Here is a 22891-nt window from a genome sequence, read left to right on the forward strand (position 1 = left end):
TAAACCGGTTGGGAGACACCGGTACGGGCGGCGACAATGCCCCGCATGGGACATGTCGAGGCCGCGCACCTGGAGTACTACCTTCCGGACGGGAGGGTGCTGCTCGCCGACGCCTCCTTCCGGGTGGGCGAGGGCGCCGTGGTCGCCCTCGTCGGCGCCAACGGCGCCGGGAAGACCACACTGCTCCGCATGATCGCCGGTGAGCTGCAGCCGCACGGCGGCACCGTCACCGTCAGCGGCGGGCTCGGCGTGATGCCGCAGTTCGTCGGTTCGGTGCGCGACGAGCGCACCGTCCGCGACCTGCTGGTCTCCGTCGCCCAGCCGCGGATCCGCGAGGCGGCGAAGGCGGTCGACGAGGCCGAGCACCTGATCATGACGGTCGACGACGAGGCCGCCCAGATGAGGTACGCCCAGGCGCTCAGCGACTGGGCGGAGGTCCAGGGGTACGAGGCAGAGACCCTCTGGGACATGTGCACGACGGCGGCGCTGGGCGTCCCGTACGAGAAGGCGCAGTTCCGCGAGGTGCGCACGCTCAGCGGCGGCGAGCAGAAGCGGCTGGTCCTCGAGTCCCTGCTGCGGGGTACGGACGAGGTGCTGCTGCTCGACGAGCCGGACAACTACCTCGACGTCCCCGGCAAGCGATGGCTGGAGGAGCGGCTGCGGGAGACCCGTAAGACCGTGCTCTTCATCTCCCACGACCGGGAGCTGCTCGCGCGGGCCGCCCAGAAGATCGTCGCGGTCGAGCCGGGGCCGGCCGGGTCGGACGTGTGGGTGCACGGCGGCGGCTTCGCGACCTTCCACGACGCGCGGCGGGAGCGGTTCGCCCGCTTCGAGGAGCTGAAGCGCCGCTGGGAGGAGAAGCACGCGCAGCTGAAGAAGCTGGTGGTCAATCTGCGGCAGGCGGCGGCGGTGAGCCACGAGATGGCCTCCCGCTACGCGGCCGCCCAGACGCGGCTGCGGAAGTTCGAGGAGGCGGGCCCGCCTCCGGAGCCGCCGCGCGAGCAGGACATCCGGATGCGGCTGCGCGGCGGCCGTACCGGCGTGCGCGCCGTGACCTGCGAGAACCTGGAGCTGTCCGGCCTGATGAAGCCGTTCTCGCTGGAGATCTTCTACGGCGAACGGATCGGTGTCCTCGGCTCCAACGGGTCGGGGAAGTCCCACTTCCTGCGGCTGCTCGCCGGGGACCCGTCGGTCGCCCACACGGGCACCTGGAAGCTGGGGGCCAGGGTGGTGCCCGGCCACTTCGCCCAGACCCACGCCCACCCGGAGCTCCAGGGCCGGACCCTGGTGGACATCCTGTGGTCGGAGCACGCCAAGGACCGGGGCGGGGCCATGTCCGTCCTGCGGCGCTACGAGCTGGAGGGGCAGGGGGACCAGCCGTTCGAGAAGCTCTCCGGCGGCCAGCAGGCCCGCTTCCAGATCCTGCTCCTGGAGCTGTCCGGGACGACGGCGCTGCTGCTCGACGAGCCGACGGACAACCTCGACCTGGAGTCGGCGGAGGCCCTCCAGGACGGCCTGGAGTCGTACGAGGGGACCGTCCTGGCCGTCACGCACGACCGGTGGTTCGCGAAGACCTTCGACCGGTTCCTGGTCTTCGGCTCGGACGGCGTCGTACGGGAGACGACGGAGCCGGTGTGGGACGAGCGGCGGGTGGACCGGGCGCGGTAGGGCGGCGCGTTTTGACCCGTCCGGGGTGGCGCGGGTACTGTTGCGGTTTGTTATGCGTAGTGGCTTCGTCGTTCTCACGCGAAGGGCCCTTACGCAGGTTCCCTGGAGCAGTTACCAGTGGCTCGCATACGGGCGGTGTTCCCGGCAGTGCAGGCCCCAGCTGCATGATCGCTTCAGGTGTGTCTGGACTCCATCCACTGAAGAAGCGAAGGCTACGAAGTGCGTACGTACAGCCCCAAGCCCGGCGATGTCACTCGCCAGTGGCACATCATCGACGCGCGGGACATCGTCCTGGGCCGTCTGGCGACCACGGCTGCGAACCTCCTGCGAGGCAAGCACAAGCCGATCTACGCCCCCCACATGGACATGGGCGACTTCGTCATCATCATCAACGCCGACAAGGTCCACCTGTCGGGCAACAAGCGCACCCAGAAGCTGGCGTACCGCCACTCCGGCTTCCCGGGTGGTCTGCGCTCCGTCCGTTACGACGAGCTCCTGGACAAGAACCCCGAGAAGGCCGTCGAGAAGGCCATCAAGGGCATGATCCCCAAGAACACCCTCGGCCGTCAGATGCTCTCGAAGCTGAAGGTCTACGCGGGCGAGAACCACCCGCACGCTGCTCAGCAGCCGGTCCCGTTCGAGATCACCCAGGTCGCGCAGTAGTTCCGGCCACCCCCTAAGACGAAAAGAAATCTGAGGAGCATCGTGGCCGAGACCACTGTTGAGAACCCCATCGAGGGCGAGGAGACCTACGCCGAGGTCACCACCTTCGAGTCCGAGGTCCCCGTCGAGGGTGAGTACACCTCGGAGTCCCTGGCGTCCCGCTTCGGCGACCCGCAGCCGGCCGCCGGCCTGGGCCGCCGCAAGAACGCCATCGCCCGCGTCCGGATCGTTCCGGGCACCGGCAAGTGGAAGATCAACGGTCGCACCCTTGAGGACTACTTCCCCAACAAGGTGCACCAGCAGGAAGTCAACGAGCCCTTCAAGGTGCTCGAGCTCGACAACCGCTACGACGTCATCGCCCGCATCGCGGGTGGCGGCGTCTCGGGTCAGGCCGGCGCCCTGCGCCTCGGCGTGGCCCGCGCGCTGAACGAGGCGGACGTGGAGAACAACCGCGGCGCCCTGAAGAAGGCCGGCTTCCTCTCCCGCGACGACCGTGCGGTCGAGCGCAAGAAGGCCGGTCTCAAGAAGGCCCGTAAGGCCCCGCAGTACAGCAAGCGCTAAATCGCGCCTGCTCGTCCTGGTTCGTACGTACGCCCCGGCGGCACTGCCCGTGCTGCCGGGGCGTACGTCTTTTCATCACCTCGGGCACTTCTGGGCGGATTCTGCGGTCAAACGGGCATCGGCCGTCAAGGAATCCGTACGGGATCGCAATTTTTCGTAGCAGTTTCGGAGGACAGTGGTGGGACGACTCTTCGGCACGGACGGTGTGCGCGGTGTTGCCAACGCGGATCTGACGGCGGAGCTCGCGCTCGGTCTGTCGGTCGCCGCGGCGCATGTGCTCGCCGAGGCGGGCACCTTTGAAGGCCATCGCCCGACCGCGGTGGTCGGTCGCGACCCGCGTGCGTCGGGAGAGTTCCTGGAGGCCGCCGTCGTGGCCGGCCTCGCGAGCGCGGGCGTGGACGTCCTGCGCGTCGGCGTGCTGCCGACTCCTGCCGTCGCCTACCTCACCGGCGCGCTCGGCGCCGACCTCGGCGTGATGCTCTCCGCGAGCCACAACGCCATGCCCGACAACGGCATCAAGTTCTTCGCCCGCGGCGGCCACAAGCTCGCGGACGAGCTGGAGGACCGGATCGAGTCCGTCTACGAGGAGCACCGCACCGGTGCCCCGTGGGAGCGCCCGACCGGCGCCGGCGTCGGCCGGGTCCGCGACTACGACGAGGGCTTCGACAAGTACGTCGCCCATCTCATCGCCGTCCTGCCGAACCGGCTCGACGGCCTGAAGGTCGTCCTCGACGAGGCGCACGGTGCGGCCGCGCGCGTGTCGCCCGAGGCGTTCTCCCGGGCCGGCGCCGAAGTCGTCACGATCGGTGCCAGCCCCGACGGGCTCAACATCAACGACGGCTGCGGCTCCACGCACCTGGACCTGCTGAAGGCCGCGGTCGTCGAGCACGGCGCGGACCTCGGCATCGCCCACGACGGCGACGCGGACCGCTGCCTCGCCGTCGACGCAGCGGGCCAGGAGGTCGACGGCGACCAGATCCTCGCGGTGCTCGCGCTCGCCATGCGCGAGGCGGGGACGCTGCGCGGCGACACCGTCGTCGGGACCGTGATGTCCAACCTCGGCTTCAAGCTCGCCATGGAGCGGGAGGGGCTGCAGCTGGTGCAGACGGGCGTCGGCGACCGGTACGTCCTGGAGTCCATGAAGGAGCACGGCTACGCCCTGGGCGGCGAGCAGTCCGGCCACGTGATCGTCCTCGACCACGCGACCACCGGTGACGGCACCCTCACCGGCCTGATGCTCGCGGCCCGGGTCGCGGCCACGGGCCGGTCGCTCGCGGAGCTGGCCGCCGTGATGGAGCGCCTGCCGCAGGTCCTCATCAACGTGCCGGACGTCGACAAGTCACGGGTGACCACCTCGGCCGAGCTGGCCGGAGCCGTCACCGAGGCCGAGCGCGAACTGGGCACCACCGGCCGCGTGCTGCTGCGGTCCTCCGGGACGGAGCCGCTGGTACGGGTCATGGTGGAGGCGGCCGACATCGAGCAGGCGCGCGCGGTGGCGGGACGCCTGGCCGACGTCGTGAAGTCGGCGCTGGGCTGAGGCGAGGGTGGGCTAGCTCTTCCCCACGTCCCGTGCGCTCGTGTCCTGTGGCGTACCCGGCGGGCGGGTCATCCGCCCCCGCTGGGTACGCCACAGCACTTTCCAGCAGGCGAGCGTGAGGACACCGGCCACGATGATGCCGAGCAGGTTCAGGAGCAGCTGCTCGACGGAGCCCCACATCTGGCCCAGCTCGCCGTAGCTGAGGGCCACCGCCGCGTTCGCGGCGGCCGGGACGGTCGTCACCGAGATGGCGACACCCACCAGCGCCCCGGACTTCGCCGACGTCAGCGAGAGCATGCCGGCCACCCCCGCGAGGACGGCCACGACGAAGGAGAAGGGGTCGGGCTGCCAGATGAAGCCGGTGTTGGGGCGCGGCTCGTTGAGCATGGACACCTCGAACTGGCCCGTCGCGTCCATCAGCAGGCTGAACAGGGTCGTCGTCACGATCGCGGCCGCGAATCCCACGAGGAGGGCGTTCAGCGAGCGCCAGGCCAGCCTCGGAGCGCGCCGCACCAGGCCCGTACAGATCCCGGCGAGCGGACCGAACTCCGGGCCGACGGCCATCGCGCCCACGATCAGGACCGCGTTGTCGAGGACCACACCGCAGGCGGCGATCATCGTCGCCAGGCAGATGAAGAGCAGATAGGTGTAGGAGAGGGTCGACTCCTCGTGGGTCGCCTCGGTCAGCTGCTCCCACACCACCGCGTCGGCGCCCTCGCCCGGCGCCTCCCTCTCGGCGTGCTCGGCACGCTCCGAGAGGGACACGCCGATGTCCCCGACCGCGATCGAGCCGTCCTTGTCGATCCCCAGCTTCCGCAGGCGGTGCAGAAGCTCGTCGCACGCCTCGCGGGCCACGTCGCACAGGACGATGTCCCCGACCGGGTCGCGAGCGGCCCCGGAGACCACCGCGAGATGAGCGGTGCCCACGGTCTCGCCGATCAGGTCGAGAACGGCTTCCGTACGGTCGGCCGGAACGATCATCCGAAGGTGCAGCATGGCCGCACCCTAACGGGGGATCAGAGCTTGCGCAGGGACAGGCGCTGGACCTTGTGGTCCGGGCCCTTCCGGACGACGAGGGTCGCACGGCCGCGCGTCGGGGCCACGTTCTCCAGCAGGTTCACCTTGTTGATGGTGCGCCACATCGTGCGGGCGTAGTCCAGGGCCTCCTCCTCGGAGACCTGGGTGTAGCGCTGGAAGTACGAGGACGGGTTCTGGAAGGCGGTGTCGCGCAGCTTGCGGAAGCGGTTGAGGTACCAGCCCTCGATGTCCTCGGGGCGGGCGTCGACGTACACCGAGAAGTCGAAGTAGTCGGCCAGACCGACCCGGGTGCGGCCGTCCTTGCCGGGCAGCGCCGGCTGGAGGACGTTGAGCCCCTCGACGATCAGGATGTCGGGGCGGCGCACGACGAGCCGCTCGCCGGGGACGATGTCGTAGATCAGGTGGGAGTAGACGGGGGCGGTGACCTCGTCCTTCCCGGCCTTGATGTCCGCGACGAACCGGGTCAGCGCCCGGCGGTCGTACGACTCGGGGAACCCCTTCCGGGACAGCAGCCCGCGGGCCTTGAGCTCCTCCATCGGCAGCAGGAAGCCGTCGGTGGTCACCAGCTCCACGCGCGGGTGCTCGGGCCAGCGGGCGAGCAGCGCCTGGAGGAGCCGGGCCACCGTCGACTTGCCGACGGCGACGGAGCCGGCGACGCCTATCACGAAGGGGGTGCCGCGCTGCTCGGCGTTCTCCCCGAGGAAGGTGTTCAGGGCGCCCCGCAGGCCGCTGGTGGCCTGCACGTACAGGTTGAGCAGCCGGGACAGCGGGAGGTAGACGTCCCGCACCTCGTCGAGGTCGATGACGTCCCCGAGACCGCGCAGCCGCTCGACCTCGTCCGCGGAGAGAGGCAGCGGCGTCTTGTCGCGCAGCGCGCTCCACTCGTCGCGCGTGAGGTCGACGTACGGCGAGACCTCGGCCCGGCGCTGGCCGGTGCCGTTGCCCTTGCCGTTGCCCTTGCCTTGGCTGTTGCCGTTGCCGGGCGCGCTTCGTGGCGCCGAAGTGATCACACGGCCATTGTCGGGGGTGCGGCGCGGTTGTGGGTGGTGGGGTGGGTCACGTGGACGAGGGGGCGACGGACGGGCGCGCACCTGCTCCGCGGGACGGCAGCATCCGCCGCAGCCGCCGCTCGGCCGGTTTCTCGACGCACTCGTGCAGGACCGCGGCGACGACCACGGTGGCCAGGGCCACGATCACGACCTCCACGGCGTCCCGGCGCAGCCCGTCACTGGGCACCATGCCGAGGTGACTGAGCGCCCGCAGGACGACCACGTGGGAGATGTAGAAGGCGAAGGACCACTCGCCGAGCTTCACCAGCGGCTTGGAGCGGAGGAGGGAGCGCCTGCCTCTCACGTCCCGCAGGGTCGCCGTGACGATCAGCAGGGTGAAGGCCGGCATGAGGAGGGTGTCGAAGACTCCGTACTTCGGGGCGATCCCCGGCACGGCATCGGGATGACGCGCCCAGAGCCAGCACAGCAGGGCCGACCCGGCCGTCAGGACGAGGGCGACGCCGGAGCCGAACGGAGGCCGCCATCCGCGGCGCACGAGTAGGGCGGCGCAGAGCCCCAGGACGAACATCGACGTCATGGAGAGAGGCGAGGCGACGATGAAGCGCTCCGTCTCGGGGGTGAAGTCGTGGCGCGCGGTCAGAAGACGCGTGCCGGCCGTGGCGGCCACGGAGAGAGCGGAGAAGACCACCAGCGCTGCCGAGGAGCAGCGGGAGAGCAGCCGGTAGAGCAGGGGGAAGAGCAGGTAGAAGAAGGCTTCCACGGACAAGGTCCAGGTGACCGCGTTCAGGCTTTCGAAGTGCTCTCGGCTCCATGCCTGGGCGAAGGTGAGCGTCCAGAGGACGTCCGCCTTGTCGACCGGGAGACGCCACCACCACGTCAGGAGCGCCACGACCACGACGGTGGTCACGGCGAGCAGCGGCCAGATACGGGCGAACCGCCGCCAGTAGAACCTGAGCGTGGTGTCCTCGGGCCGGGCGACCCAGGTCATGACGAACCCGGACAGGATGAAGAAGAACGGCACGCCTTCGTATCCGATGGCCGAGAGCTGCATGAGCGTCTCGGATTCGTCGAAGTACCACCGGGCGTGGAAGAAGTAGACCCCGAGGGCCGCGAACCAGCGCAGCCCCGTCAGGGAGTCCACCCGCGTCCCGCCCAGCGGCATCGCCCGCCGGGTCCCGGGGGGCCCTGAGGACCGCTTCGCGTCGACCGGCGTGCCCGCGTGCGCCGCGGGCAGGACCCGGTCGTCGGTGAGAGTAGAAATGTCCGCACCCCTCAAGCCCCCAGGTGACGGAGGCATGGGTGCCCGACGCGTGATCACCATTGGAGGATCGGCAGGCCCAGCGTTCCTCGCATAAAAGCCGGATCTGGGCCGTCGGTCGATTCTCGATGAAATTTCCGTTGCCGGGAACGTATCACGGCAATACAAGATCGGCGGAAGGCCGTATCGGCGGCCAATTACCCCCCGGTGCGGAACGCTATTGCGGAGCAAATCAGGACACGGGGCCATTTTTCGGATGGTGTGACTCTCCGTTCCCCGCCCGGCAGGACGCCTCTCCGTACCGGCATGCGGGATCGGCGGCGGGGTCCTCGGGGCTCAGCCATTCCCTGCGATCGGCCACCCCTATTCGATTTCGGTTCTGTGTCGCAGGTCACGGGTGTATTCGCTGGGACGACTCGCGGTATTCATGTAGAGAAAGTGAAACCATTTTGCCTTTCGTTCGTGGTGAAGGTCACGCGCGCATTCGCCGGGGCGGGCGCCACTCGGCGGGCGTCCGGCGGGTCCGTGGGGCGGCGCGGGAACCGGCCACCCCGATGGACCGCGTCACCGGCCGCGTACATAGGGTTCGCACAGATTGACGAGTCCGAGCAGAGAGTTGAACCATGCGAGCCACCTCCTTCCGTCGTACGGCCGCTGTCGCCGCCACCGCCGGGTCCCTGGCGCTGCTGCTCACCGCGTGCAGTGGGGACGCGAACGACGGGAAGCCGAAGGGCGAGAACGACGCGTCCGCGTCCGCCGCGGCCAAGCCCGACGTGAAGGCGCTCTCCGCCGGTGAGCTGGAGAAGCTGATCGTCGAGCAGGCCGACCTCAAGGACCACCAGGTGCAGAAGCCGAAGGCGGCCGAGATCCTGCACTCCGGCGACGTCGGCGCCGACAAGCCGGCCTGCGAGCCGCTCGCCGAGGCCGTCTCGCACGTGGCCCCCGGCGACCCGGGCGCCAGCGTGCAGCGCAAGGCCGTCGAGGTGAAGAAGGGCAAGGCCGGGTCCGCGGACGACATCATGGGCGCCCTCGGTGCCCCCGTGACCGACGTGACCCTCGGTTCGTACGGCGGTCAGGGCGCCGAGAAGGCGTTCGCCTCGCTCAAGACCGCCGGGACCGAGTGCGCCGGCGGCTTCACCGTCATGGCGAGCGGCACCAAGACGAAGGTCGGCAAGGTCGCCCCCGAGAGCGGTCTGACCGCCGGCGACGAGGCGCTCGCCTGGACCGTCACCGTCGACATGGAGGGGCAGCCCTTCGTCACCAAGCTCGTGGTCTTCCGCAAGGGCAACACGCTGGCCTCCTTCGCCTCCCTCAGCCTCTCCGGCGAGGTCAAGGCGTTGCCCAAGGCCGTCGTCGACGCGCAGGCCGCCAAGCTGCGCTGAGTCCGGGCCGACGGCCGCCTTCGGTCGTAGGCTGCCGCCATGTGCGGAATCGTGGGTTACGTCGGCGGGCAGTCGGCGCTTGATGTGGTGATCGCGGGCCTCAAGCGGCTCGAGTACCGGGGCTACGACTCGGCCGGCGTCGCGGTGCTCTCCGACGGAGGGCTCGCCGCGGCGAAGAAGGCGGGCAAGCTCGTCAATCTCGAGAAGGAACTGGTGGACCGGCCGCTGCCGAGCGGCTCCACCGGCATCGGGCACACCCGGTGGGCCACGCACGGCGGCCCGACCGACGCCAACGCGCACCCGCACCTCGACAACGCGGGGCGCGTGGCCGTCGTCCACAACGGCATCATCGAGAACTTCGCCGCCCTGCGCGCGGAACTGCAGGAGCGCGGCCACGACCTCGCGTCCGAGACGGACACCGAGGTCGTGGCCCACCTCCTGGCCGAGCAGTTCTCCTCCTGCGGGGACCTCGCCGAGTCGATGCGCATGGTGTGCCGCCGCCTCGACGGCGCGTTCACGCTGGTCGCCGTCCACGCCGACGACCCCGACGTGGTCGTCGGGGCCCGCCGCAACTCCCCCCTGGTGGTCGGGGTCGGCGAGGGCGAGTTCTTCCTGGCCTCGGACGTGGCCGCGTTCATCGCCCACACCCGGGCCGCCATCGAGCTGGGACAGGACCAGGTCGTCGAACTGCGGCGCGACGGGGTGACCGTCACCGACTTCGACGGGGCGCCCGCCGAGGTCCGGTCGTACCACGTCGACTGGGACGCCTCGGCCGCCGAGAAGGGCGGCTACGACTACTTCATGCTCAAGGAGATCGCCGAGCAGCCGAAGGCCGTCGCCGACACCCTCCTCGGCCGCATCGACGCCGAGGGCCGTCTCAGGCTCGACGAGGTGCGCATCCCCGCCACCGTGCTGCGCGAGGCCGACAAGGTCGTCATCATCGCCTGCGGCACCGCCTTCCACTCCGGCCTCATCGCGAAGTACGCCATCGAGCACTGGACCCGCATCCCCTGCGAGGTCGAGCTGGCCAGCGAGTTCCGCTACCGCGACCCGATCCTCGACCGGCGCACCCTCGTCATCGCGATCTCCCAGTCCGGCGAGACCATGGACACCCTGATGGCCCTGCGGCACGCCCGCGAGCAGGGCGCGAAGGTGCTCGCCATCTGCAACACGAACGGCTCCACCATCCCGAGGGAGTCGGACGCCGTCCTCTACACGCACGCCGGCCCCGAGGTCGCCGTCGCGTCCACCAAGGCGTTCCTGACGCAGCTCGTGGCGTGCTACCTGGTCGCGCTGTACCTGGGGCAGGTGCGGGGGACGAAGTGGGGCGACGAGATCGGCGCCGTGATCCGGGAGCTCGCCCGGATCGGCGACGAGGTCGAGCGGGTCCTGGAGACCATGGAGCCGGTGCGCGAGCTGGCCCGCTCGCTCGCGCACAAGGACACGGTCCTCTTCCTCGGCCGGCACGTCGGCTACCCCGTGGCCCTGGAAGGCGCGCTGAAGCTGAAGGAACTCGCGTACATGCACGCCGAGGGCTTCGCCGCCGGGGAGCTCAAGCACGGGCCGATCGCGCTCATCGAGGAGGACCTGCCGGTCGTCGTGGTGGTGCCGTCCCCCAAGGGCCGGTCCGTCCTCCACGACAAGGTCGTCTCCAACATCCAGGAGATCCGGGCCCGCGGCGCGCGGACCATCGTGATCGCTGAGGAGGGCGACGAGGCCGTCGCCCCGTACGCCGACCACCTCATCCGCATCCCCGCAACGCCTACGCTGCTCCAGCCGCTGGTCTCCACCGTCCCGCTCCAGGTCTTCGCCTGCGAACTGGCGACGGCGCGCGGCAACGAGGTGGACCAGCCGCGCAACCTGGCGAAATCCGTGACCGTGGAGTGAGCGAATGATCATCGGGGTGGGGATCGACGTGGCCGAGGTGGACCGCTTCGCGGCCTCTCTGGAGCGGACCCCCGGGCTGCTCGGGCGGCTCTTCGTCGACGGGGAGCTGCTGCTGCCGAGCGGCGAGCGGCGGGGGGCCGCCTCGCTGGCCGTCCGCTTCGCCGCGAAGGAGGCGTTGGCCAAGGCGCTCGGCGCCCCCGCCGGTCTGCACTGGACGGACGCGGAGGTGTACGTCGAGGAGAGCGGGCGGCCCCGGCTGCGGGTGCGCGGGACGGTGGCGGCGCGGGCGGCGGAGCTGGGGGTGCAGCACTGGCACGTCTCGCTCAGCCATGACGCGGGGGTGGCGTCGGCGGTGGTGATCGCCGAGGGGTGAGGCACGCGCCGCGCGCGAGGTGAGCAACGAGGGCCCGGCCGCGCGACGGCCGGGCCCCGCGCGTGGGCCCTCCGCCCGGGCGCGGACCCGGATCTGGACCCTGGCCCGGACTCGCGTGTGGGCCCGGGCGCGGTCCCGGACCCGCGCGTGGACCCGGACCCGCGTGGGCCCAGGCGCGGTCCCGGACCCGGGCGCGGACCATGAAGTGACCCGGGCGCGGCCCTTCCGAACCCGGCCCGGCGCAACGGTCCTGGCCGGGCGGCGGCTTGGGCGGTGCGGCAGACTGCGGGACATGCGTACCGCTTACCGCGTGGAGACCGTACGGGCCGCAGAGGCCGAGCTGATGAGCCGTCTGCCGCAGGACGCGCTGATGCACCGGGCCGCGGCCGGACTCGCCGCAGCCTGCGTCTCGCTCCTGGGGCGCGGCCGGGTGTACGGAGCGAGAGTCGTCCTCCTCGTCGGCAGCGGGGACAACGGCGGCGACGCGCTGTACGCCGGCGCGCGGCTCGCGCGGCGGGGGGCGGGCGTGACGGCCGTCCTGCTCGGTTCGCGCGCCCACGAGGGCGGTCTCGGGGCGCTGCGGGCGGCCGGCGGGCGCGTGGCGGAGGACGATCCCTTCGAGCCCCTGGCGGCCGCCGATCTCGTCCTGGACGGGATCACCGGCATCGGAGGGCGCGGCGGCCTGCGGCCGGACGCGGTCCCGGTCGCCCGGGCGGCGCGCGGATCGGACGCGGTCGTCGTCGCCGTCGACCTGCCGAGCGGTGTCGACGCGGACACCGGGCAGGTGGCGGGGGAGGCGCTGCGGGCGGACGCGACGGTGACGTTCGGCGCGTACAAGCCCGGGCTGCTGATCGATCCCGCCCGGGAGTACGCCGGGGCGCTGCGGCTCGTCGACATCGGCCTCGCGGACCATCTGCCGTCGGTGGCCGAACTGGAGGCCCTCCAGCACGAGGACGTCGCCGGGCTGCTGCCCGTGCCCGGTGCGGAGAGCGACAAGTACCGGCGCGGCGTCGTGGGCGTGGTCGCCGGCTCCGCGCGCTACCCGGGCGCGGCCGTCCTCGCGGTGTCGGGGGCGCTGCGGGGCGGGGCGGGCGCGGTGCGGTACGTGGGTCCCGCCGGGGACGCGGTGATCGCCCGCTTCCCCGAGACGCTGGTGCACGCCGGTCCGCCGCGCAAGGCCGGACGGGTCCAGGCCTGGGTGGTCGGCCCGGGCCTCGGCGACGGGCCGGGGGCCGAGGAGGTCCTGGCCTCGGACGTACCGGTCCTGGTGGACGCGGACGGTCTGCGGGACCTGCCGGTGTCGGTCGTGCGCGGGCGCACCGCCCCGACGCTGCTCACCCCGCACGCCGGCGAGGCGGCGGCGCTGCTCGGCGTCTCCCGCGAGGAGGTCGAGGCGGGGCGGCTCGCGGCGGTACGGGAACTGGCGGAGCGCTTCGGCGCGACGGTGCTGCTCAAGGGGTCGACGACGCTGGTGGCCGCGCCGGGCGGGCCGGGCGGTTCGGTGGAGGGAGAGGTCCGGGAGACCGCGGGGGCGGCGGTGCGGGTCAACCCGACGGGCACGTCGTGGCTGGCCACGGCCGGCAGCGGCGACGTCCTGTCCGGCCTCGCGGGCTCGCTGCTCGCGGCGGGCCTGCCGGCCCTGGACGCCGGGTCGGTGGCGGCGTACCTCCACGGCCTCGCGGCCCGCCGCGCCTCCGGCGGCGCCCCGGTCACGGCGACCGAGGTGGCGGAGGCCCTGCCCGGCGCGTGGCGTGACGTGACGTCGTAGGCCGTGTCCGGTACGCCTCGCCGGGGCCGCGAGGCCCGGCACGCACCCTCGCGACGCGTGCGCGGGCGTTTCCCGCCGGGTGGCGGGCCGGGGGCCCCGGCGGCTTCGCGCGTGACGTCGTCACCGCGCCCGACCCGCCCTCGTCGGCTTCGTGCGCAAGGTCCCACCCGGGCGTGGCGTGTCACCCCGCCCGCCCCCGGCGCCCCCGCGCTGAGGCCGCCAGCCGGGTGACCCCGAGCCGGCCCCCACGCTCCCCGGCCGGCGGCCCGTTCCCCGCGGGCCCTGGTCCGCCCGGCCGTCGGCCGGGCGTCGCGCCGCCCTCGCCGCGTCCGGGCCGGGGGGCCGCGGTGCGCAACGAGGAGCGGGGCACGACGGGGTGACCGGGTCGACAGGCGGGGAAAAGCGGCCCGGGAGCCGACACCTGAGAGACTGGGCGCGATGACTGAGACACCGCCGCCCCGCCGAGCACGCGCCGAGATCGACCTCGGCGCGCTGCGTGCGAACGTCCGCACGCTCCGCGCCCGCGTCGCGCCCCACGCCCAGGTCATGGCCGTGGTCAAGGCGGACGCGTACGGACACGGCGCCCTGCCCTGCGCCCGCGCCGCTCTCGAGGCGGGCGCCACCTGGCTCGGCACCGCCACCCCGCACGAGGCGCTGGCCCTGCGCGCGGCCGGGATCACGGAGGCGGACGCCCGCGTCCTGTGCTGGCTCTGGACCCCCGGCGACCCGTGGGCGGCCGGGATCGAGGCCGGCCTCGACATGGCGGTCAGCGGCCTGTGGGCCCTGCGCGAGGTCGTCGAAGCGGCGCGCGAGGCGGACAGGCCGGCGCGGATCCAGCTCAAGGCCGACACCGGGCTCGGCCGCAACGGCTGCCAGCCCGCCGACTGGCCGCAGCTCGTCGGCGAGGCCCTGAAGGCCGAGAGCCAGGGCCTGGTGCGGGTCACCGGCCTGTGGTCGCACCTCGCCTGCGCCGACGAACCGGGCCACCCCTCCATCGCCGCCCAGCTCGACGTCTTCCGCACGATGCTGGAGTACGCCGAGAAGGCCGGCGTCGAGCCGGAGGTCCGGCACCTCGCCAACTCGGCGGCCACCCTGTCCCTTCCCGAGACCTACTTCGACCTCGTCCGGCCCGGCATCGCCATGTACGGCGTCTCGCCCAGCCCCGAGATGGGCACCCCGGGCGACTTCGGCCTGCGGCCCGTGATGTCGCTCAAGGCGAGCGTCGCGCTCGTGAAGCAGGTGCCGGCCGGGCACGGCGTCAGTTACGGACACCACTACGTCACCGAGGGCGAGACCCGCCTCGGCCTCGTCCCCCTCGGTTACGCCGACGGGATCCCGCGCCACGCCTCCGGCCGCGGGCCCGTCCTCGTCGGCGACAGGGTCCGCCGGGTGGCCGGCCGGGTCGCCATGGACCAGTTCGTGGTCGACCTGGGCGGCGACCGGGTCGAGGCCGGCGCCGAGGCGCTGCTCTTCGGCCCCGGCGACCGGGGCGAGCCCACCGCCGAGGACTGGGCCGCGGCCGCGGACACGATCGCGTACGAGATCGTCACCCGCATCGGCGGGCGCGTCCCGCGCGTCTATCTGAACGAGTCGGACGGCTAGCGTCACGCCGGAAGGCGAGCCGGAACCGGACCGACGAGCGGTACGAGTCATCAAGGAGCGGGAGTGAGCGAGTCCAGCACCGACCCCTGGCGCCGCGCCGGGTTCGCGGGCGCCGCGATAGGCGTGCTCGCGGCCGGCGCCGCCGCGGGCGTCGCCCTCGAACGGCTCACCGTCGGACGCGGCATGCGGCAGAAGGCCCGGCTCGCCCTGGACGCCTCCGCCCCCTACGGCGCCCTGCGGGGCACACCGGGCAAGGCTCTCGCCGACGACACCACCGAGCTGTACTACGAGATCGACGAGGTGGATCCCGAGGCCGGAGCCCCGCGCAGGCGGCGCCTCTTCGGCCGCAAGGCACCCGCCCCCGTCACCGTCGTCTTCAGCCACGGGTACTGCCTCGGCCAGGACTCCTGGCACTTCCAGCGGGCCGCCCTGCGCGGACTGGTCCGCACCGTCCACTGGGACCAGCGCAGTCACGGACGCTCGGCCCGCGGGGTCGCCCAGGCCGGACCCGACGGGGTGCCCGTCACCATCGACCAGCTGGGCCGCGACCTGAAGGCGGTCATCGACGCGGCCGCGCCCGAGGGGCCGCTGGTCCTGGTCGGCCACTCCATGGGCGGCATGACGATCATGGCGCTCGCCGACCGGTATCCCGAGCTGATCCGGGAACGGGTCGTCGGCGTCGCCTTCGTCGGCACGTCCTGCGGCAGGCTCGGCGAGGTGAACTACGGGCTCCCCACGGCGGGGGTCAACGCGATACGGCGTGTCCTGCCCGGTGTCCTGAAGGCGCTCGGCACGCAGGCGGAGCTGGTCGAACGGGGCCGCAGGGCCACCGCCGACCTCTTCGCCGGGCTCATCAAGAAGTACTCGTTCTCGTCGAAGGACGTGGATCCGGCGGTCGCCCGGTTCGCGGAGCGGATGATCGAGGCGACCCCGATCGACGTGGTCGCCGAGTTCTACCCGGCCTTCAGCGAGCACGACAAGGCGGCCGCGCTGCCCGTCTTCCGCGAGGTGCCCGTGCTCGCGCTGGCCGGCGACCGCGACCTGGTCACCCCCAGCTCGCACACCGAGGCCATCGCGGACCTGCTGCCGGACAGCGAGCTGGTCATCGTCCCCGACGCCGGCCACCTGGTCATGCTGGAGCACCCCGAGGCGGTCACCGACCGGCTGGCCGACCTCCTCGTCCGGGTCGGCGCGGTCCCCTCCCCGACGGGCGCGAAAGCGGGCTCGGGCAACGGATAAGTTGGCCCGTATGGAAGCACCGCACAACGCAGCCACGCTCGATGTCGACTCCCCCGAGGAGATGCGGGAGATCGGCCGCCGTCTCTCCGCACTCCTGCGCCCCGGTGATCTCGTGATGCTCACCGGCGAGCTGGGTGCGGGGAAGACGACGCTGACCCGCGGCCTGGGGGAGGGCCTCGGCGTCCGGGGCGCCGTCACCTCGCCGACGTTCGTCATCGCCCGCGTCCACCCGTCCCTGGTCGGCGGCCCGTCCCTGGTGCACGTCGACGCGTACCGCCTCGGCGGCGGCCTGGACGAGATGGAGGACCTCGACCTCGACGTCTCGCTGCCCGAGTCGGTGGTGGTCGTGGAGTGGGGCGACGGCAAGGTCGAGGACCTGACGGACGACCGGCTGCACGTCCTCATCCACCGGGTCGTCGGGGACACCGACGACGACCGGCGCACCGTCGTCCTGCGCGGGATCGGCGACCGCTGGGCGGACGCGAAGCTTGACCTCCGGGGCTGACGGGGTAAGGGAACGTACGTAGGTTCCGACAAGGTGTCGGGAAGATGTTGCATCGGTCGTACGAGCCGTGGTGACATGGAGGCACAAGCTGGTTAGGTGTACCTAACCTACGGGAGGCATTCATGGCGACGCCAGAGCGGGCACGCGCAGCGGACCGGATCACGATGAGCGATCTCCTGGCGTCCTGTGCCGCGGCGAGCGCGGTCTCGACCCCGCCGCGCGAGCCGGACGAGCAGCCCGAGGCCGCCCCGGACATCGAGCCCGAGGCTCCCGCGCGCCGCGAGGCCGCCTGAGGCGCGTCGCGAGAGAGTCCCGCCTGCCCCGCGAGCGGTCGGCGCCCGAGGCCCGGCCCCGGTCCGGGGCGGGCGGCGACGTCCCTTGCGGCGAGGCGGGCGGCGACGTCCGCGGGCGCGGCCTGATCCCCGAGCACCGCTCTCCCCGCCGGTCCGCCGTTCCCGCCCTCATCCCTGCGGGTGATGTGCCGCCCCCGGAGGGCTGGCCGTGGACGGGAGGGGACCGCTACGCGACGACGACGACCTTCGCGCCGATCGCGGCGAACGTCCACATCGCGTCGCCGTCCGCCCGCTTCATGCGGATGCCGCCGGTCTTCCGCGTCGGATCCGGCGTCGGGAGCGAGCCGTCGACCGCCGCGCTGAAACCGACCGTGACGTCGTCGACCGTCGCGAACCGCACCACGTGCTCGATCTTCACGCCGTCCGAACCGGTCACCGAGCCCGACCGCGAGGTCACCTTGTACGCCCCCGGCTTCGGGTCGACCGTGCTCGGCGCCACCGAGAAGGTGTGCGTCGCCTGGCCCTTCGCGTCCACCAGCCACACGCGGCGCTCGGACAGCGCGTACACGACGCGGGCGCCGCTGCCGGAGTTCCCGGGGACGGCGAGGGGGTCCTTGGGCTTGGGCTTCGGCCCGCCGGTCGGCTCCGCCGAGGGCGCCGCGGCCGGCGTCCGAGGCTTGGCCGACACATCGGCCGGGGCGTTCGCCGACGCCTGATAGGCGAGGAAGGCGACCGCCGCGAGCGCCGCCGCGGTGAGCCCGGCCACGAATCCCGAGCTGCTCCTTGCCACCGTGGCCTCCTCCGCACGTATGTATCGGTGGTGACGGTAGCAGCAGCCGTGCGGTGCCACGGGGCGCCGTGCCCGGGTGCCGGGAGCCGTAGGCTGTTTGCGTGCTCTTGCTCGCCATGGATACCGCCACACCCGCCGTCACCGTCGCCCTCCACGACGGCGACTCCGTCGTCGCCCAGTCGCGGCAGATCGACGCCCGCCGCCACGGGGAGCTGCTGCTGCCCGCCGTCCACCGGGTCCTCACGGAGTCCGGACTGACGCTCGACGCCGTCACCGGCATCGTCGTCGGCGTCGGGCCGGGACCGTACACCGGTCTGCGGGTCGGCCTGGTCACCGCCGCCGCCTTCTCCTCCGCGCTCGGCGTGCCGGTGCACGGCCTGTGCACGCTGGACGGGCTGGCGTACGCCTCCGGGATCGAGGAGCCGTTCGTCGTCGCGACGGACGCGCGCCGCAAGGAGGTCTACTGGGCGCGCTACGACGACTCCCGTACGCGGGTGACCGACGCGGCCGTCGACCGGCCCGCGGAGATCGCCGAGGACGTCGCCGGGCTCCCCGCCGTCGGCGCCGGCGCGCGCCTCTACCCCGAGGTCTTCGCCGACGCCCGCGACCCCGAGCACCAGTCCGCCGCCGCGCTCGCGGCCCTCGCCGCGGAGAAGCTCGCCGCCGGGACGGACTTCCTCGACCCGCTGCCGATGTACCTGCGCCGCCCCGACGCGCAGGTGCCGAAGAACTACAAGGTGGTCACTCCGCAGTGACCGCCCTGACCGCCGCCGTGCTGCGGGAGATGCGCTGGTGGGACATCGAGCCCGTGCTCGCACTCGAACACGAGCTCTTCCCCGAGGACGCCTGGTCCGAGGGGATGTTCTGGTCCGAGCTGGCGCACGCGCGGGGCCCCGGCGCCACCCGCCGCTACGTCGTCGCCGAGGAGCCCGCGGGCGGCCGGCTGGTGGGCTACGCCGGGCTCGCCGCCGCCGGAGGGCTCGGCGACGTGCAGACGATCGCCGTCGCCCGGGACCAGTGGGGCAGCGGGCTCGGCGCCCGGCTGCTCACCGACCTGCTCCAGCACGCCACCGCCTTCGAGTGCGAAGAGGTGCTGCTGGAGGTACGCGTGGACAACACCCGGGCCCAGAAGCTGTACGCGCGCTTCGGCTTCGAGCCCATCGGCTTCCGGCGCGGCTACTACCAGCCCGGCAACGTGGACGCGCTTGTCATGCGATTGACCGTTCAAGGAACAGAGACGACTGACTGATGGCTGCTGACGAACCGCTCGTACTCGGCATCGAGACCTCCTGCGACGAGACCGGCGTCGGCATCGTGCGGGGTACGACCCTGCTGGCCGACGCCATCGCGTCGAGCGTGGACACCCACGCGCGCTTCGGCGGAGTGGTCCCGGAGATCGCCTCCCGCGCCCACCTGGAGGCGATGGTCCCCACCATCGAGCGCGCCCTGAAGGACGCCGGGGTCTCCGCCAGGGACCTCGACGGCATCGCCGTCACCGCCGGACCGGGTCTCGCCGGTGCGCTGCTCGTCGGCGTCTCGGCCGCCAAGGCGTACGCGTACGCCCTGGGCAAGCCGCTGTACGGCGTCAACCACCTGGCCTCGCACATCTGCGTCGACCAGCTGGAGCACGGCCCGCTGCCCGAGCCGACCATGGCGCTCCTGGTCTCCGGCGGCCACTCGTCGCTGCTGCTCGCGCCCGACATCACCGCCGACGTCCGCCCGATGGGCGCCACGATCGACGACGCGGCCGGCGAGGCCTTCGACAAGATCGCTCGCGTGCTCGACCTCGGCTTCCCCGGCGGCCCCGTGATCGACCGGCTCGCCAGGGAGGGCGACCCGAACGCGATCGCCTTCCCCCGCGGCCTGAGCGGGGCCAAGGACCCCGCGTACGACTTCTCCTTCTCCGGTCTGAAGACCGCCGTGGCCCGCTGGATCGAGGCCAGGCGGGCGGCGGGCGAGGAGGTGCCGGTACGGGACGTGGCGGCGTCCTTCCAGGAGGCGGTCGTCGACGTGCTGACCCGCAAGGCCGTCCGGGCCTGCAAGGACGAGGGCGTCGACCACCTGATGATCGGCGGCGGTGTCGCGGCCAACTCGCGGCTGCGGGCACTGGCCGAGGAGCGGTGCGAGCGGGCGGGGATCCGGCTGCGCGTGCCGCGCCCGGGGCTCTGCACGGACAACGGCGCGATGGTGGCGGCGCTCGGCGCCGAGATGGTGGCCCGCAACCGGCCGGCCTCCGACCTGGAGCTGTCCGCGGACTCGTCCCTGCCGGTCACCGACCCGCACGTGCCGGGCGCGCACACCCACGGGCACGACCACGTGCACGAGGTCAGCAAGGAGAACCTGTACTCGTGACCACCGTGACCCTCATGTGGGAGGCGCGGGCGGTCGAGGGCCGGGCCGGCGAGCTCCTGGAGTGGGCCAGGGCGCGGACGCTGCCGTACGCGCCGCTGCGCCGGGAGACCTTCCGCGCGGCGCAGGACCGGGTCCTCGTGCTGACCTGGTGGGAGGCGGACGCCGTCGACGCCGACCTGCCCGAGCTGCCCGAACCGGCCGCGGAGATGATCACGCGGCCGGTGCACCGCTGGCGTTTCGAGTCGGTCTCCCTCGCCGAGGGCGCAACCTCCTGACGCGTTCGCGCATCAAACACGGCGTGGACAAGAAGATCGTGGCGTGGGCGGTACTGACCGTCGCGGCCCTGCTCGTGACGGGCTGCACCTCGGGTGCCGACGCCGCCCCCCGGACGGCTCCGTCGGCCGCGCCCTCGGAGGCCCCCTCGGCCGGGACGGACCAGGCGCCCCCGGCCGGGGACGACAAGCCGGCGCGGGAGGCGAGGGCGGCCGCCCACCGCAAGTGGGGGCTCGAACCCTTCGCCCCGCCGCCCGCCCCGCCGAAGGTCAAACCGGTCCGCCGGGCGGCCGGCGCGCCCGTGCCGGTGATCAGCGAGATACCGACGACCGACAAGGTCGTCTTCGTCACCATCGACGACGGAGCCGAGAAGGACCCGGAGTTCGTGACGATGATGAAGGAACTGCAGGTCCCGGTGACCATGTTCCTCACCGACTCCGCGATACGCACCGACTACGGCTACTTCGAGCCGCTCGCCGCGCTCGGCAACGGCGTCGCCAACCACACCCTCACCCATCCCAACCTGCGCACCCTCGGCCGGGCCGCCCAGCAGCGGGAGATCTGCGGCCAGCAGACGAGGCTGGCCGAGAAGTACGGCACGGCCCCGCGGCTCTTCCGCCCGCCGTACGGCAACTGGAACGAGGACACCCGCGCCGCCGCCGGGAGCTGCGGGGTGGACGCCATCGTGCTGTGGCGCGAGTCGATGCAGATCACGAACATGCAGTACCAGCGCGCGGACCGGAAGCTGCGTCCCGGCGACATCATCCTGGCCCACTTCCGGGGCCCGGCCGAACTCAAGGGCGCGACGATGACCGAGATGACGGCCGACATGCTACGCCGCATACAGGAGCAGGGCTTCACCGTGGCCCGCCTGGAGGACTACGTCTGAGCCCTCTCGGACCACGTCCGGAAAGAAATCCCGGTGGACGTGTCGATGCGGGGTCCGTCCGGTCGACGTATGAGTGAGAGGCGGGGAACGCCCCCGCCGCCGCACCACCGAGGAGTCACCATGCCGCGCTTCCTGACGATGATCCGCATCGAGGAGAACACCATCGACATGGAGGAGGCAGGACCCGAGTTCGGCGAGCGCATGGGCGCGCTCTTCGAGGAGATCACCAAGGCCGGCGTCATGCTGGACACGGCCGGCCTCCTGCCGACCTCCGAGGGCACCAGGGTGACCTGGTCCGACGGGAGGATCAGCTACACCGACGGCCCCTTCACCGAGACCAAGGAGGTCGTCGGCGGCTACTCCCTCAGCCAGTGCAAGGACAAGGCCGAGGCGCTGGAGTGGACCCGGCGGTTCCTGGAGCTGCACCCGGCGAGCTGGAAGGTCACCGCGGAGGTGCGCCAGCTCGACGAGTCCTGAGATCCGGCCGGCGGGGTGTGCTGTCATGTGAGCCGTGACAGCACACACCGCCGCCGGCAGCGTCGAGACGGTCTTCCGGATGGAGTCGGCACGGATCATCGCCGCCGCGGCGAGGATCGTCCGCGATGTCGGCATCGCCGAGGAGATCGCCCAGGACGCGCTCGTCGCCGCCCTGGAGCAGTGGCCGCGGACGGGGGTCCCGGACCGGCCGGGCGCGTGGCTGACGGCCGCCGCCAAGAACCGCGCCGTCGATCTCGTACGGCGACGCGAGACGTACGCCCGCAAGCTCGCCGAGGTGGGCCGTGACCTCACCGAGGAGACGTACGACCCCGAGCCGTCGGGTCCGGGGGACATCGACGACGACCTGCTGCGGCTGATCTTCACCGCCTGCCATCCCGTGCTCTCCGCCGAGGCGCGCGTGGCGCTCACCCTGCGGCTGGTCGGGGGGCTGCGCACGGACGAGATCGCCCGGGCCTTCCTCGTGCTGGAGGCGACGGTCGCCCAGCGGATCGTGCGGGCGAAGCGGAGCCTGGCGAAGGCGGGGGTGGAGTTCGAGGTGCCCTACGGCGAGGAGCGGGCGGCCCGGCTCGGTTCCGTCCTGGAGGTCATCTACCTCGTCTTCAACGAGGGGTACGCGGCGACGGCGGGCGACGACCTGCTGCGGCCGGCGCTCTGCGAGGACGCCCTGCGGCTGGCCAGGGTCCTCACCGGCCTGATGCCCGAGGAGGGCGAGGTCCACGGCCTCGCGGCCCTGCTGGAGATCCAGGCGTCCCGTACGGCGGCCAGGACCGGCCCGGACGGGCAGCCCGTCCTGCTCTCCGAGCAGAACCGCGGCCGCTGGAACCGGCTGCTGATCCGGCGCGGCTTCGCCGCACTGGAACGGGCCGGCCGGGGCGGGGACTTCGGCCCGTACGCGCTCCAGGCCGCGATCGCCGCCTGCCACGCGCGGGCGGTGACCTACGAGGAGACGGACTGGCGCACCATCGCGGCGCTCTACGCCCGGCTGGCGGCGGTCGCGCCCTCTCCGGTGGTGGAGCTGAACCGCGCGGTCGCCGTGTCGATGGCGGACGGGCCGGAGGCCGGTCTCGCGCTCGTCGACGCGCTGGCCGCCGCACCGGCCCTGAAGGACTACCACCTGCTGCCGAGCGTCCGGGGCGACCTGCTGGACCGGCTCGGCCGCGGCGCCGAGGCGCGGGCCGAGTTCGAGCGGGCGGCGGCTCTCACCCGCAACGCCCGGGAGCGGGGCCTCCTCCTGGACCGCGCCCGCGGGACGACCACGGACGGCAGACCGGCCCCTGAGCACCCGGAGCCCCGCCGCTGAGGGGG

General features: G+C 72.6%; 23 protein-coding genes. 19 read left to right on the plus strand and 4 right to left on the minus strand.

Annotated elements, in window-relative coordinates:
- The first annotated feature begins 45 nt into the window (after window positions 1-45).
- The 4 genes from AB0K65_RS20700 to glmM all read left to right on the plus strand — a co-directional run bounded on the left by AB0K65_RS20700 (window position 46) and on the right by glmM (window position 4429).
- Window positions 46-1668 carry an ATP-binding cassette domain-containing protein gene (locus AB0K65_RS20700; RefSeq protein WP_365718505.1) on the plus strand — a complete coding sequence of 541 codons (1623 nt, stop codon included), beginning with the start codon at window positions 46-48 and terminating at the stop codon, window positions 1666-1668.
- 219 nt (window positions 1669-1887) lie between these two features.
- On the plus strand, window positions 1888-2331 hold the full coding sequence (rplM, locus tag AB0K65_RS20705; RefSeq protein WP_365718507.1) for a 50S ribosomal protein L13: 444 nt from the start codon (window positions 1888-1890) through the stop codon (window positions 2329-2331).
- 42 nt (window positions 2332-2373) lie between these two features.
- Window positions 2374-2892 (plus strand): 30S ribosomal protein S9, encoded by a 519-nt coding sequence (gene rpsI / locus AB0K65_RS20710; protein ID WP_365718509.1) that lies wholly within the window; start codon window positions 2374-2376, stop codon window positions 2890-2892.
- Window positions 2893-3070: 178 nt separating this feature from the next.
- The gene (glmM, locus tag AB0K65_RS20715; RefSeq protein ID WP_365718511.1) at window positions 3071-4429 is read left to right on the plus strand and encodes a phosphoglucosamine mutase; all 1359 of its coding nucleotides are present in this window, start codon (window positions 3071-3073) and stop codon (window positions 4427-4429) included.
- A gap of 12 nt (window positions 4430-4441) precedes the next feature.
- On the opposite strand, the gene AB0K65_RS20720 is transcribed toward glmM, so the two are convergent.
- From AB0K65_RS20720 to AB0K65_RS20730, 3 genes are read right to left on the minus strand one after another with little or no spacing between them, the layout of a single operon-like run.
- Complete coding sequence (locus tag AB0K65_RS20720; protein WP_365718514.1) at window positions 4442-5425, minus strand: DUF389 domain-containing protein; 984 nt, start codon at window positions 5423-5425, stop codon at window positions 4442-4444.
- A 20-nt stretch (window positions 5426-5445) separates the two neighbouring features.
- Window positions 5446-6477 (minus strand): type I pantothenate kinase, encoded by a 1032-nt coding sequence (coaA, locus tag AB0K65_RS20725; RefSeq protein ID WP_365718516.1) that lies wholly within the window; start codon window positions 6475-6477, stop codon window positions 5446-5448.
- 46 nt (window positions 6478-6523) lie between these two features.
- Window positions 6524-7618, minus strand: coding sequence for an acyltransferase (locus tag AB0K65_RS20730; RefSeq protein ID WP_365718518.1), 1095 nt, complete (start codon window positions 7616-7618; stop codon window positions 6524-6526).
- 740 nt (window positions 7619-8358) lie between these two features.
- Here AB0K65_RS20730 and AB0K65_RS20735 point away from each other — a divergent pair.
- The 8 genes from AB0K65_RS20735 (at window position 8359) to AB0K65_RS20770 (ending at window position 16784) form a co-directional block, all read left to right on the plus strand.
- Complete coding sequence (locus AB0K65_RS20735) at window positions 8359-9117, plus strand: hypothetical protein (protein ID WP_365718520.1); 759 nt, start codon at window positions 8359-8361, stop codon at window positions 9115-9117.
- A gap of 39 nt (window positions 9118-9156) precedes the next feature.
- Window positions 9157-11004, plus strand: a complete 1848-nt coding sequence (glmS, locus tag AB0K65_RS20740; protein ID WP_365718522.1) for a glutamine--fructose-6-phosphate transaminase (isomerizing) — start codon at window positions 9157-9159, stop codon at window positions 11002-11004.
- Between the two features lie 4 nt (window positions 11005-11008).
- Window positions 11009-11377: a holo-ACP synthase gene (locus tag AB0K65_RS20745; RefSeq protein WP_365718523.1), complete on the plus strand. Its 369-nt coding sequence runs from the start codon at window positions 11009-11011 to the stop codon at window positions 11375-11377.
- 292 nt (window positions 11378-11669) lie between these two features.
- On the plus strand, window positions 11670-13145 hold the full coding sequence (locus AB0K65_RS20750) for an NAD(P)H-hydrate dehydratase (protein ID WP_365718525.1): 1476 nt from the start codon (window positions 11670-11672) through the stop codon (window positions 13143-13145).
- A gap of 438 nt (window positions 13146-13583) precedes the next feature.
- A complete protein-coding gene (gene alr, locus AB0K65_RS20755) occupies window positions 13584-14747 on the plus strand; it encodes an alanine racemase (RefSeq protein ID WP_365718527.1) in 1164 nt (387 codons plus the stop codon).
- A 63-nt stretch (window positions 14748-14810) separates the two neighbouring features.
- A complete protein-coding gene (locus AB0K65_RS20760) occupies window positions 14811-15986 on the plus strand; it encodes an alpha/beta hydrolase (RefSeq protein ID WP_365718529.1) in 1176 nt (391 codons plus the stop codon).
- 10 nt (window positions 15987-15996) lie between these two features.
- The gene (tsaE, locus tag AB0K65_RS20765) at window positions 15997-16491 is read left to right on the plus strand and encodes a tRNA (adenosine(37)-N6)-threonylcarbamoyltransferase complex ATPase subunit type 1 TsaE (protein WP_365718531.1); all 495 of its coding nucleotides are present in this window, start codon (window positions 15997-15999) and stop codon (window positions 16489-16491) included.
- 122 nt (window positions 16492-16613) lie between these two features.
- A complete protein-coding gene (locus AB0K65_RS20770) occupies window positions 16614-16784 on the plus strand; it encodes a hypothetical protein (RefSeq protein ID WP_365718533.1) in 171 nt (56 codons plus the stop codon).
- Window positions 16785-17010: 226 nt separating this feature from the next.
- On the opposite strand, the gene AB0K65_RS20775 is transcribed toward AB0K65_RS20770, so the two are convergent.
- Window positions 17011-17574 carry a hypothetical protein gene (locus AB0K65_RS20775; protein WP_365718535.1) on the minus strand — a complete coding sequence of 188 codons (564 nt, stop codon included), beginning with the start codon at window positions 17572-17574 and terminating at the stop codon, window positions 17011-17013.
- Window positions 17575-17675: 101 nt separating this feature from the next.
- On the opposite strand from AB0K65_RS20775, the gene tsaB reads away from it, so the two are divergent.
- The 7 genes from tsaB (at window position 17676) to AB0K65_RS20810 (ending at window position 22886) form a co-directional block, all read left to right on the plus strand.
- Window positions 17676-18329, plus strand: a complete 654-nt coding sequence (gene tsaB / locus AB0K65_RS20780) for a tRNA (adenosine(37)-N6)-threonylcarbamoyltransferase complex dimerization subunit type 1 TsaB (RefSeq protein WP_365718537.1) — start codon at window positions 17676-17678, stop codon at window positions 18327-18329.
- Window positions 18330-18358: 29 nt separating this feature from the next.
- Entirely contained in the window at window positions 18359-18823 is a 465-nt protein-coding gene (gene rimI, locus AB0K65_RS20785; protein ID WP_365718647.1) for a ribosomal protein S18-alanine N-acetyltransferase, read from the plus strand.
- The gene (gene tsaD, locus AB0K65_RS20790; protein WP_365718539.1) at window positions 18823-19926 is read left to right on the plus strand and encodes a tRNA (adenosine(37)-N6)-threonylcarbamoyltransferase complex transferase subunit TsaD; all 1104 of its coding nucleotides are present in this window, start codon (window positions 18823-18825) and stop codon (window positions 19924-19926) included. The genes rimI and tsaD overlap by 1 nt, the downstream gene beginning before the upstream one ends.
- Window positions 19923-20201, plus strand: a complete 279-nt coding sequence (locus AB0K65_RS20795; RefSeq protein ID WP_365718542.1) for a hypothetical protein — start codon at window positions 19923-19925, stop codon at window positions 20199-20201. Before tsaD ends, AB0K65_RS20795 begins: the two co-directional genes overlap by 4 nt.
- A gap of 23 nt (window positions 20202-20224) precedes the next feature.
- Window positions 20225-21088 (plus strand): polysaccharide deacetylase family protein, encoded by an 864-nt coding sequence (locus AB0K65_RS20800; protein WP_365718544.1) that lies wholly within the window; start codon window positions 20225-20227, stop codon window positions 21086-21088.
- 120 nt (window positions 21089-21208) lie between these two features.
- A complete protein-coding gene (locus AB0K65_RS20805) occupies window positions 21209-21565 on the plus strand; it encodes a YciI family protein (RefSeq protein ID WP_365718546.1) in 357 nt (118 codons plus the stop codon).
- A 79-nt stretch (window positions 21566-21644) separates the two neighbouring features.
- On the plus strand, window positions 21645-22886 hold the full coding sequence (locus AB0K65_RS20810) for a DUF6596 domain-containing protein (RefSeq protein WP_365718649.1): 1242 nt from the start codon (window positions 21645-21647) through the stop codon (window positions 22884-22886).
- The last annotated feature ends 5 nt before the right edge of the window (window positions 22887-22891 follow it).

It is taken from the genome of Streptomyces sp. NPDC053755, assembly GCF_040677675.1.
Lineage (GTDB): Bacteria > Actinomycetota > Actinomycetes > Streptomycetales > Streptomycetaceae > Streptomyces.